Raw genomic sequence first — 11,712 nt, 5'->3', positions numbered from 1 at the left:
GAGGCTGTTCTTATTAAAGGGAGGGTATTCCGTTGACATTGTCATTGCTCATCAGTGCAGTCCTTCAGCTCATCTTATTCAGCATCATTCCCTATACATACTGGTTTTTTACAAGCAGAACAACATCATCCTTTGCCATGTGGATTGGCTGGAAGAAACCCCAATTGATTTCTAGGAAGCAGTTCATACTATGTTTTATACTTACGATGACTATATTCACCAGTCTGGGAATGCTTACAGCAATCTACATGCTGGATAGGAATACTTTGGCCAGCTCACAGTTTTATGGTACAGGTCTTAAAGGTTTGATTCCGGCATTGATTTATTCTTGGTTGCAGACTAGCTTGTCCGAAGAGATTCTGTTCCGCGGCTTCATTGGAAAACGGTTAAGTTCGAAATTCGGATTCGGAATTGGAAACTGTGCTCAAGCTTTATTATTTGGTGTCGTACATGCTGTGCTGTTATACAGTAGTGCCGGATTTTTGAATTCTGCTGTTGTAATGCTTCTTACGGGTCTTGTGGGTTGGAGTATCGGAATATTGAATGAGAAGTTATCCGGCGGTTCGATCATTCCAGGTTGGGTCCTGCACGGGCTGACTAATCTGATTTCCTCCATTTTTATGATGTATCAATGGATGTAGCGATCAAAGTTTTTAGAGAGTACATTTTAAAAATATGGTAAACTAAAAAAGTCTTAAATTATAAGATTAAAGTTTATATACCATTTTTATTGGGAGGTAGATATTATGAAAAACAATGTCAGCTTGCAAAATTATATGGGGAAAACGTTTAACTGATCAAGCGTGTTAGCGTTCCCCACCATTCGAAAGGGGAAAATCATTTGAATCAGGTATTATTAATCATCGATGCACAACAAGAATTAATGGATGGAAACGAAAAGGAAAGTGCGGTATTCAATAAAGAGCAGCTTATCCGGAATATTAATAAAGTGATTGAACAAGCAAAAGAAGCCAATGTCGAAGTTGTGTTTGTTAGGGATCTTGATGTCGCTGAAGGAACAGGTGCAGGCTTTCAAGTGCACAATGAAATCAATAGGTCTGCAAATGCCAAAATCTTTGATAAGCTGGCAACGAATTCTTTTCACGGAACTGAACTGCTACAATATCTGAAAGATCAGCAGATTGAGCATGTGGTCATTATGGGATGTAAAACTCAACACTGCATCGATACTGCGGTTCGGACGGCTACGGTTAGCGGCATGGATGTTACATTGGTCGGAGATGGTCATTCTACAACGGACAATGATGTTTTAAGTGCAGAACAAATCATCAAGCATCACAATAAAACATTACATGGGCACTACAATGTCGAACATTTTTCTATGGTCAGAAGTTCCGAAGAAGATTTGTTTCGCCCAACGCATGACTCTTATAGATAATAATTCAGAGGCGGCACTTAAATGTGCCGCTTTTTGCTGTTTTGCATTACCTCTGATTTTCCTCACCTATTCTGATAGACATATTCGCCTAAACCATTTCCATCCCATCTTTATGGGATTGTTCTTGCAAGGGATCTACTTATAATTGTTAGTAATTCTTAAACAATATGAGTAGGGACGGGATCAACATGATAGCAGCAAAAGATATAGAGTTTAAAAGCAGACACGGGCAGCGGCTGGGGATGATGGCGGCTATTTGTATGGGGGCGTTTATTTCCCATTTTACAGCCGGAATTGTGAATGTGTCGCTTCCTTTTATTGTGGATTATTTTCAGACAGAGCTTGGGAAGGGATTATGGATCACAACAGGGTATCTGCTAGTGATTACGGCACTTCTTCCTGTTATGGGGAAACTGGGCGACCGTTATGGTTTTCGCCGGATTCACAATCTTGGATTTGTGATCTTTACTGTGGGTTCCATCCTGGTCGCTTTTTCACCTAATTTACCAATATTGCTAACGCTCAGAGTTATACAGGGAGTAGGAGCTGCGATGTTCCAAGCAACTAATATTGCGCTCATCACCATTCATATGCCGAAAGAGCAAAGAGGACGTGCACTCGGAATTTTAAGTACAGCTGTCGCACTGGGCGGGATGACGGGACCTATAGCGGGAGGTTTGATTGCAGAGTGGCTGAGCTGGAAATGGTTATTTTTAATCCATGTTCCTGTGGCGATTGTGGCTACAATTATGGCATATCGGTACATACCCAACCGTGTGCAAGAGCGCAAACCGGGTGCTATCAGCTTCGTGGGGGCCAGCTTGTTTATGGCATTCATCACCTTGGTTCTTCTCGTAATAACAAATGGGAGCAAATGGGGCTGGGTGTCCGTGTGGACGATGACAAGTTTGGTGGGGGGTTTCTTGTTACTGATTACTTTTCTATTCTGGGAACGGAAGCAAAAGAATCCTTTTCTACCCTTACAAGCTTTGAAAATTCCAACTGTAGCGGGAGGCTTGATCGTTAGCTGTGCCTCTTTTATTCTGTCTAATACATTGCTTGTCCTTATTCCATTTTATTTGATGGGGGCGGCGGTTCCGTTCTCGTCATCTACGACAGGATATATTATGGCGGCTTATCCCATTGCCTTGGCGTTTGCAGGTCCTCTCGCAGGCTACTGTTCCGACCGTTATGGCTCTCATCGTCTGATGCTTATGGGACTGAGCTGTATGGGAAGCGGGTTTATCTTGTTGCTGGTGTATTTAGACCATATACCGGTTTATGGAATCGCGGCGATTCTATCTCTTATAGGCCTTGGTATGGGGCTCATTGCCTCTCCTAATAATAGCTTTATTATGCAGCAGACGCCTCGGGAACACGTAGGTTCGATTGGCGGATTAATTGCTTTAACAAGAAATGCGGGGATGGTCTTTGGCTCAGCACTTGGACTTGGTGTGATGAGTGGAGGGACAGGACAAGGGAGTCAGTTGCAGGCGTACAAATTGGTTTTTGAGATTAATATTTTCATTTGTTTAGGCGTTATTGTACTAATGATTGTTATAAATAGAAGGTCATTTAAATCTGCTTGATCTAAAAAAATGTGTGTGTAATCACAACTCAAGGTTTGGTGTTCTGTTACGTTGGAAGTAACGAATGATTATCTAGATATGGAGGATAACGATATGTTTTGTTACCAATGTGAACAGACACCGAATGGCGGATGCACCGTTGTAGGGGTATGTGGCAAAAATGAAACCATTGCGAGTTTACAAGATACGATGATTTTTGCATTAAAAGGAATTGCAGCTTATGCGACACATGCCCGGCAGCTAGGATATAGCGACCCCGAGGTGGATCGTATCACCCACGAAGCTTTGTATATGACGTTGACCAATTCCAACTTTAATACGCAGGAACATTTGGAGATGGCGATGAAGGTCGGAGATGCGGCGGTGCGCATCATGGATGTACTGGATCGTGCGCATACGGACCGCTTTGGCATTCCGCAACCAATCACAGTCAGTCAGAACAAAATTGAAGGTCAATGTATTGTTGTGACTGGACATAATTTATATGCGTTGGAGGAATTACTGCGGCAGACAGAGGGGAAAGGCATCAACATTTATACTCACTCAGAAATGCTGCCTGCGCATGGATATCCTGCACTCAAAAAGTATAAGCATCTTAAAGGCAACATCGGCAAAGCGTGGTATGATCAGCGTAGATTGTTTGAGCAGTTTCCCGGTGCAATTCTTGCTACCACAAACTGTGTAATGCCGATTAAAGGCACTTATGCAGACCGCTTTTTCTCATATGAAGTAGCGGGGCTGGAAGGTGTAGAGAAAATAACGGGCGACGACTTCTCCCCACTAATTAATCGAGCGTTGTCCCTACCTGCGGCTGATGTAGAGTCAGATCTGGTACTCACGACCGGATATCATCATGAAACTGTAATCGGGTTAGCACCAGAGATCATTCAAGCAGTCAAAGACGGGCATATCCGCCGGTTTTTCGTCATTGCAGGCTGTGATGCGCCAGGTACGGGCGGGAATTACTACCGTGAGTTGGCGACTTCCTTACCGAACGATACCGTCATTTTAACTACTTCTTGCGGAAAGTTCCGCTTTAATGACGTAGATTATGGCACCGTTGGAGACACCGGTATTCCGCGTTACATTGACCTTGGGCAATGTAATAATTCCGGTTCTACAGTGAAGATTGCCATGGCTCTGGCTGAGGCATTTGAGTGTACGGTGAACGAGCTGCCTGTCAGCATCGTGCTGTCTTGGTTTGAGCAAAAAGCAGTGGCCATTCTGCTAGGCTTGTTCAGTCTCGGCATTCAGGACATCCGCATCGGACCAAAGCCACCCGAGTTCATCTCGCCAGGTGTACTGGATGTGTTGGTAGAGCTTTTTGGATTGAAGCTAATTACTACTGCTGAGGAAGATATGAACGCGATGTTGGCGTTGTCGTAGAGTAAAAATCAAAGGTTGCCGCCCATAAGGGATTGGCAGCCTTTTTTTGATAGGGGATTTAGGAGTTACATCATTGTCGAAGCACGGCGATCCGTAAAGGATGATCATGCTTCTTAACTTGCCATTACGAGATGAACTTATCGCGTGCTCGCCACATAATTATAGAGGGTATCTCTCAACTCGAACTCGTACGTCAAACCATTAACAATCCCCACAACATGATCGTTGTCATACAGATCAAGCATGAATACAGCCATTTCCTTCGCGGTATGATATTTCGGCACAGTCCCATGATATTCGAATTCGGGGACATCGAAAGAAAGCTTCGCGAATTCTGTTTCTGTTGCGGCAGGTGCCAGCACTTTAGCCTGCATAAGTGCACCTTGACTCTTCAACTCATGAGAGAGTCCTTCAGTAAAGGCACTCACATAGAACTTAGTCGCACAGTACGTAATGGCATTTCCCACAATCGTATAGCCGCCACCGGATGAAACGTTGATTAATTGTGTTCCTTCAACATTGGAGTAATCACGAACGAATAGAGAGGAAAGGATCGTCAACGATTCAATGTTCAGATGCAGCATTGCAGAAATTTTATCTAAATCTTGCTTGGCCACTGAAGCGAAATTTCCAAATCCCGCATTGTTGATCCAAGTTTCGATTTCGAACCCTTGTAGATCCTCATAAAGCTTATAAGCATTACTAGAAACGGATAAGTCAGTCACTCGAATAACGACAACTACATCGGGGTAGTTATGATTGATTTCAGATTTTAGCTCCTCCAGTTGCTCCCTTCTGCGGGCTGTAACAATTAAGTTTTTACCGCGAGCCGCAAAGGCTAGAGCGGTTTCATAACCTATACCTGAACTGGCGCCTGTAACTACAGTATATTTCATGTGAATTCCTCCGTTTTTACAAGAATATTTAGTGTTTCAACAACGATGTAATCATAAAGCTTAGAGTTTACTCTAAGTCAAATGTTTTTTATAATTATGGGGACTCTTAAAATCAACATAGATTCGGGGGCTTGTATGTATACGATCAGCGATGTAGCCAAATTACTAGGGATTACCGCATATACACTGAGATATTATGAAAAGGAAAAGATTATTGCTCCGATACGGAATGCGAATGGAGAAAGAATATATGATGACTCCAATCTTGCTTGGCTGCGATTTGTGATGAGGTTGAAACAAACCCAAATGCCGATCTCACAAATTAGAGAATATGCGCAGTTATATTTAGAAGGAGAGCATACGGCCCAAGCCCGCTTGAACCTTCTTGAGAATCATAGTAACTCTATACAGAGCCAAATCAGAAACTTAACAGCCACAGAGAAGATGTTGAAAGACAAAATTGCAGCCTACAAAAATTCCCTTGCGAAAGAGACAGGCATTCACTAAGCAGGCAACATAAAAGTATGCTAATGATTAAGATAATTGAGAGTTCAAAGAAAGGGCCCTCACGATTCATTGATAGACGCTAGTTCCGCACGTATGTTTGCGGAACTAGCGTCTTTTGCTTTTGGGCTAGACTCCGGCAAAATAACCGTATGCTTCGCTATTCGCATCCTCGTCTCATTCGGCAATACCTTATTGACAGCGCTAGATGTATTCGTTATTGTGTTTAGAAACATGATTCAATTGAGAATGATTATCTCTTGAGAATTTAAAGGGAGTTTGCGAATCAGCTATGGACGTTCTGAAACTTATACAAATATGGAACCAGGTGATTATGAGTGTGCTGGACGTAAGGCTAAAGCAGGCCGGAACCGAGAACGATTTGAATCAATACCGTTTGCCAGCAAGCGCATTTATATTCGCTTTCCAAGGACAAGGCGAGTTGTGGGTTGATGATGAGGTGTGGCTGTGCGATCGTTTTCATGTACTGCACGCCGGCAAAGGCTCTTTGGTGACGGTTCGGAGCCGAGAAGCGCTGAATGTATATATCGTACTCTACAAAGCGTCTCTCCCCGCTTCGGCCTCGCGCGAATTTCATATGATGATGGAGGAATCCGACCCGTTTCTGGAAAGCTGGGGGTTCCCGCCTGGCGAACCGCTGGCCATGCTCGAGCTGCTTCAAACGATACGCGACGGTTGGCTTAATTCTGACGACGGATTGACCCGGCTGTCGGCCAAGGGAGACTTTATCCGCTTCGTTCACGCTGTCCTGAGGGAGCGTCTGTTCGGAGCCGGTGAGCCATCTTTATCGGAGCAAGTTATTCGGCATTTGTCCAGGAATTACCGCCAGCCGATCTCGTTTGAGGAGCTTGCTCGGCAATTGAATTACAGCCAACAATACATTTCGCGAAAATTTAAAGAACAGACGGGGCTCAGTCCGCTGGACTACGTCATTCGTTTCCGAATGGAAGATGCGAAGGCTCTGCTGGCCGGCACGATAGCAACGCAACAGGAAATAGCATCACATGTCGGTTATCCGGACCTCATTTATTTCAGCCGCATGTTCAAAAAGTATGTCGGCATGACGCCAGGCCAATATCGTAAACGATACGGCCAGTTCGTTTCAGATTATGCAAGGAATATGTCACAATCGTCCGTTGTTCTAAGCCGGTCATTAAGCTATCCTTTTTATGTGAGTGATATTGATTATCAATTTCAACAGGATGGGGCGAATAAAATGACTAGAGCAACCAGAAGTTTTTATGCAGTGATGCTGTTATGTTTGACCGTGATGTTAACAGCTTGTGGTGGGGCGGTGAACAACGGAGGCGCAACGAACAGCCAGGTTGCCGTCAGCGCTTCTCCAACCATGGTCACCCAAGAGTCAGAGGTTTTGACATCTTCGGAGATCAAGGTAGTTAAGACTGCTTTCGGCGATGTCGAGGTTCCTGCACATCCTCAGCGCGTAGCGGCAATTTCTTATCTCGGCACCGTACTTGCGCTGGAAGTCCAGCCGATCGCAGCCGAATCGTTCTTGATGTCGAGTCCTTATCTTGAGGGAATGCTGGACGTCGTGACGGATGTAGGTGACTCATTAGAGAAGCTGCTGGAGCTCAATCCGGATTTAATCATAACGCATAATCCACAGCCTGAGGTAGTCGATAAATATCAGATGATCGCACCTACGGTATCTGTTCCTTACAATCAGTTTGCATCCATTCAGGAGGAAATGATGTATTTCGGCGACTTGCTGGATAAACGCGAGGAAGCGGAGAAATGGAACGAACAATTCGAGAAGGACATTGCAGACATTCGGGAGAAAGTCCAACAAGCCGTTCCCGAAGGAGAGACGCTTTCAATTATGCAAGAGTACGATGGAAACGTGAGCCTTTTTGGTCCGAAGTCGGGACGAGGCGGCCGGCTAATGTATGAAATAATGGGGCTGAAACCGCCGACGACGGTTCCAGAATTTATGCTGAAAGAATCCTACTATGAATTTTCGCTGGAGAAACTTTCGGAGTACATGGGTGATTATTTGATTCTGACGACAGAAGCCAGCTTGGAATCGCTGCAGGCTGATCCGATCTGGGGGACGCTCGAGCCGATTCGCAACAATCGGGTATTTTTATGGACGGAGAACCAATCCTGGTACCGCGACCCAATCGCCGTGAAAAGACAAATCAACGAATTGACCGACTGGATCATGGAGGCAGCGAGTCGGTAACTGCCCAAAGTATGGATTGATCGAACAACGGTAAGTTAAAATCAGAACTTGCCGTTACAGCCAGCGCGCTGGTCCGTACCATTAGTGACGACAGGAAATTTTTGAGCAGAAAGTTGGAGAGTGCTGTAATAAGGGTGTGAAATAGTTCGACAGAGGGTGTCCCAAACGTCATAAATTGACGTAGGGATACCCTCCTTTTTTAATGAGTGAGCGAAGCGAGAAGGAGGGAAGGAGCTAGAGATTGTGCTGAACGGTCAAGGTTATATCTCTTTCTATGCAAAGGTTATTTCCAAAATTCAGGTGAAAAGTAGGTAGACTCAGGACAAGCGATCACTATAATGGAAATATGAGACATTCATAGAGCCGATCAATAGGATAGGATATAAATAGAATCCGGCTGAGTAAAAAAAGCGATTAGAGGAGGCCATCTCGTGGGAAGATCATTCGCAAATTTGCATATCAAGTCGAACAACCTTGAGAAGACTGTCGAAGCATTAAGAGAGCTAAGCGAAGGGCATGCCAAAGTATTAGGCAAGTCCAATCATGAGGCTCCAGAGAGCAAAGTTGTCATGTACGTAAGCAAAAGCAACGAGAACTGGATCAGCGTGCTCCACGATTACTTTGTATGGGGTACGGTGAAGGAGGCCGGCAAAACGTTGTCCCAGCTTATCGGGGAGCCAGTGATGACCGCCGGATATATGAATGAGGAAATATTCGAGTTGTCGTTGTTCGAGAATGGAGACATTCAAGCCGAAAAGATCTTTTGTGAACAGTGGACGAGGGATGAATATGAACAACTCCGGGAAGAGCGTCTCAATGATGACTACCTGCGAAAAGCGTTGGATATCCGTAATGAGGATTTTGACGGCTTCATTGACATAACGAGTCCGGGACAAGCCGTAGATAAGCTGTCAGAACTCGTAAGTATGTCTTTATGGAGTGATTGGGAGTGGATCCCGTACGAAGAAACTCTCAGAAAACGATTTGTGAAATATGAATTTTGAAAATACACGAGCAAATGGCTAAGGACAGCTGAGATGACATTTTAGTACATGGCGGTGAGCGAAAAGAAATGGATAGATTAAAGAACAGCGGATTTTATAAGCTTAGATTCTTCATAAGGCCGGAAGAGTTTGAAAGCGTTTTGAAGCTTTTTGAACATAAGCAAGCGCAATTTCATCTAACCAATTATGCCCAGACAGAGCATGATCTGAATCAGGTGTATGAGGCGTATAAGACCTTTTATGATTATTTTAGGGCAGAAGAAAAAAGGAATGAGGGTTTCCCTTTCTTTGTTTATTCTATTTCTGTTGCGTCTGATAATGAAAGCTCTGGATTTTTCGCGAGAAATGAAGGTGTCTATTTTCCATATTACGGACAATGGGCAGAGGATGAACTGCCGTGTATCTTGCTATCATTTCCTAAAGGCTTTCAAATAGATTTGGAAGATGAAAAAGGGAAGTATTATATCTATGAGGATATTCGGGACCATAAGCCATTAACATATACGTTTTTCGATGAAATAACGGGTACTATTAAAAAAATGACAAGGCCGCTTCGCTTCTCGGCGCATGATGCAGATGCTATGAAGGAGCAAAAGCCTTCTGTGCGTATAAGCCATGGTGCGATGCAAGATTTGAGCAAATCGTGGATTTTCAATAAATATGGGCTTGTGATGGGTGGAAAATAGTTCAGGGCAAATGACACCGAAGCACTGGCCAAGCTGGAGAATTCAAAAATTGGGGATTGATATGTTGCACTCTCTAAAATTTCAGTATTATCTTGGATAAAAAAGCTCCTCAACCTGCAATATTTTAAAGAATTCTCTTATTTGGAAGAGTTGCATGTTGGGGGCAGCAGGAGGAGTATTTATGTACATCGTATCTCGGCCAAAACCGCTGTCTGATGACCAAAACCAAGCACTTGCGAAGGAAGATGCCGCTGTTTATCCACCGGGCTACCTCCGGTTTTTGCGGCGATTCGGCGAAGGAACTTACAGAGGGTGGTTGAATGTTCAGCTTCCGGATGCGGAGGTGCTCAAACCTTTTGCAGAGTACGGATTATGGGAGCATGACGAAAACAGCCCCATTACTGAGCAACAGATCGGGGAGTGTATCGTTATAGGTACAACGGTTGACGGTGATTTTCTGGCAGTGTATCCACAGACAGCTGGGCTGCTCTGGCTACCTCGGCATGCGGAGCACGTGAAGGCGATTTTCCTGCAGGTACCGGAGCAGGAAGACGAGGGGATGTACGCTTTGGTGCTGGACGAAATATATCGTCAGGTGTATGGAATCATTCAAGGGGAGAACGTCTATTATGAACCGTGGACGGGCACTCGCAGCCATCGCTTTTTGCGTTTGCCACAAGGGCAGGACCAGCTTACGCTACCCGAACTGGCTGGATTGTGCCAACATGAATTTCCGCCGGATTTGTTTTATGAGAATGCCTATGCTTGTTTCCTGTTCTACCGGCAGCTGGGAGGCTATGTACGATTGAATTATGCCTACCAGCAAGAGGTGGCCGTCTTCTATGAACAGGATACGGGGCAGGCGTTTGCCGATATGGAGCAGTGGCTCTTGTCGAAAGGCTGCGAAGCGATTTCAGAAAATAACAGCTGATCTGGGTGCTCCTTACGTATGGGAGAGGGAGGTAGGCATGAAACTAGTTTTTACTTTGGATACACATGGAACGTGTGTGGGTCAATTTGTCAGAGTCAGTTGCTAAATATAATAAGCATGCAGATAAGAAAACCCAAAATCAACTACTGGACCTAGTGAAAAAATGGATGCTCGAAAATAATTGGCTAAATGGAAAGTTAAATCAAGCACGGAAACTACTTTCGCAAGACATGGGTCTTTATGAAGTCAGCCAGAAATTGCAGATGCCATTAGAAGAGATTGAGTATATCCTTCTCCGTATGAATGACTATGAGCCAACTGATATTCATCCTGATAACCTTGTAGTAGAAAAAGCGCCGCCATATCATTTGTAGAAGGCTGGAGCTAATAGAAGACATCCTGCCTGAGCGGATCCACTAACGGAAAGGAGGAAGCCGATGCAAGAAATAGAGACGCTGGCGATAGAGATCGCCGATGCTGCTAGAACGTCTTTTCGCACTCTTTTTGAAAATGGCGAACGTTACTATTACTGTACTCTATACACTACTGGCGAGGGACATGCGCCAAGTATCTCCGCCTGGTCGTGGGAAGCTTTGGAGATGGAAGCAGCCAGGCAAGGAGTCGAAAGTGACACACCGGCATCGACGATTGCGGAACTTATCAAATGGTCTTATGCGGATTCGCCCTATTGTTGTTTCGGCGATGAGAACTTCGATAACGTTAAACAACGATTTACCGAGCGTCCTTTCATTGCGGATCTTGAGAATGACGAAGGGAATCGTGAGTTTGATTTGAGGCTGAAGGCCATGGAGCTGGCGATGAAAATGCTCGATGATGAAGGTGTGTTTGCCTTGAATCAACTGCGAGAGTCAGTATGCGTCCTTGTCGAAGTCATGCCGCCGGATGAGATCAATACTGAAATCGCCCTCCGTTTGAATCGGGCAGAATCTTCGGCTATGCAAGTATGGTTGGCGGAAGCGGCGGAGTAGAAGCCTCCGCTTTCGGGAACCGTCTTCTATATTCGGATTTAATAAAATGGTCGAGATTAAGCAGGGCGTAAGCCTTGGGGCATGTGAGGAAATAATGGAAATTT

Annotated in this window: 12 protein-coding genes; 11 read left to right on the top strand and 1 reads right to left on the bottom strand. The window is 44.7% G+C overall.

Annotation, left to right across the window (positions count from 1 at the left end; all coding sequences use genetic code 11):
• The first annotated feature begins 32 nt into the window (after positions 1 to 32).
• From NYE72_RS19320 to hcp, 4 genes are all read left to right on the top strand, one after another.
• Entirely contained in the window at positions 33 to 641 is a 609-nt protein-coding gene (locus NYE72_RS19320; protein WP_036688777.1) for a CPBP family intramembrane glutamic endopeptidase, read from the top strand.
• A gap of 200 nt (positions 642 to 841) precedes the next feature.
• Complete coding sequence (locus tag NYE72_RS19315; RefSeq protein WP_076141041.1) at positions 842 to 1,399, top strand: cysteine hydrolase family protein; 558 nt, start codon at positions 842 to 844, stop codon at positions 1,397 to 1,399.
• 188 nt (positions 1,400 to 1,587) lie between these two features.
• Positions 1,588 to 2,988, top strand: a complete 1,401-nt coding sequence (locus tag NYE72_RS19310; RefSeq protein ID WP_143763797.1) for an MFS transporter — start codon at positions 1,588 to 1,590, stop codon at positions 2,986 to 2,988.
• Positions 2,989 to 3,081: 93 nt separating this feature from the next.
• The gene (gene hcp, locus NYE72_RS19305; protein WP_036688774.1) at positions 3,082 to 4,374 is read left to right on the top strand and encodes a hydroxylamine reductase; all 1,293 of its coding nucleotides are present in this window, start codon (positions 3,082 to 3,084) and stop codon (positions 4,372 to 4,374) included.
• A 137-nt stretch (positions 4,375 to 4,511) separates the two neighbouring features.
• Here hcp and NYE72_RS19300 read toward each other — a convergent pair whose 3' ends face one another.
• A complete protein-coding gene (locus NYE72_RS19300; RefSeq protein WP_076100281.1) occupies positions 4,512 to 5,270 on the bottom strand; it encodes an SDR family NAD(P)-dependent oxidoreductase in 759 nt (252 codons plus the stop codon).
• Between the two features lie 135 nt (positions 5,271 to 5,405).
• Between NYE72_RS19300 and NYE72_RS19295 the strand changes: the two genes are divergently transcribed.
• The 7 genes from NYE72_RS19295 (at position 5,406) to NYE72_RS19265 (ending at position 11,608) form a co-directional block, all read left to right on the top strand.
• Entirely contained in the window at positions 5,406 to 5,777 is a 372-nt protein-coding gene (locus NYE72_RS19295) for a MerR family transcriptional regulator (protein ID WP_076271982.1), read from the top strand.
• A 289-nt stretch (positions 5,778 to 6,066) separates the two neighbouring features.
• The gene (locus NYE72_RS19290; protein WP_038572103.1) at positions 6,067 to 7,998 is read left to right on the top strand and encodes an AraC family transcriptional regulator; all 1,932 of its coding nucleotides are present in this window, start codon (positions 6,067 to 6,069) and stop codon (positions 7,996 to 7,998) included.
• Positions 7,999 to 8,429: 431 nt separating this feature from the next.
• The gene (locus NYE72_RS19285) at positions 8,430 to 9,002 is read left to right on the top strand and encodes a hypothetical protein (protein ID WP_036688772.1); all 573 of its coding nucleotides are present in this window, start codon (positions 8,430 to 8,432) and stop codon (positions 9,000 to 9,002) included.
• Positions 9,003 to 9,070: 68 nt separating this feature from the next.
• Entirely contained in the window at positions 9,071 to 9,688 is a 618-nt protein-coding gene (locus NYE72_RS19280) for a hypothetical protein (protein WP_076141039.1), read from the top strand.
• Between the two features lie 181 nt (positions 9,689 to 9,869).
• Positions 9,870 to 10,619 carry a hypothetical protein gene (locus NYE72_RS19275; protein WP_076104951.1) on the top strand — a complete coding sequence of 250 codons (750 nt, stop codon included), beginning with the start codon at positions 9,870 to 9,872 and terminating at the stop codon, positions 10,617 to 10,619.
• A gap of 86 nt (positions 10,620 to 10,705) precedes the next feature.
• On the top strand, positions 10,706 to 10,993 hold the full coding sequence (locus tag NYE72_RS19270; RefSeq protein WP_235219568.1) for a hypothetical protein: 288 nt from the start codon (positions 10,706 to 10,708) through the stop codon (positions 10,991 to 10,993).
• 63 nt (positions 10,994 to 11,056) lie between these two features.
• A complete protein-coding gene (locus NYE72_RS19265) occupies positions 11,057 to 11,608 on the top strand; it encodes a DUF4303 domain-containing protein (RefSeq protein WP_038572095.1) in 552 nt (183 codons plus the stop codon).
• Positions 11,609 to 11,712 lie beyond the last annotated feature (104 nt).

Source organism: Paenibacillus sp. FSL L8-0333 (assembly GCF_037965665.1).
In the GTDB taxonomy this organism is placed as follows: Bacteria; Bacillota; Bacilli; order Paenibacillales; family Paenibacillaceae; genus Paenibacillus_AQ; species Paenibacillus_AQ odorifer.
Note: the sequence above shows the minus strand (reverse complement) of the source record. Positions and strands in the feature narration are given on the sequence as shown.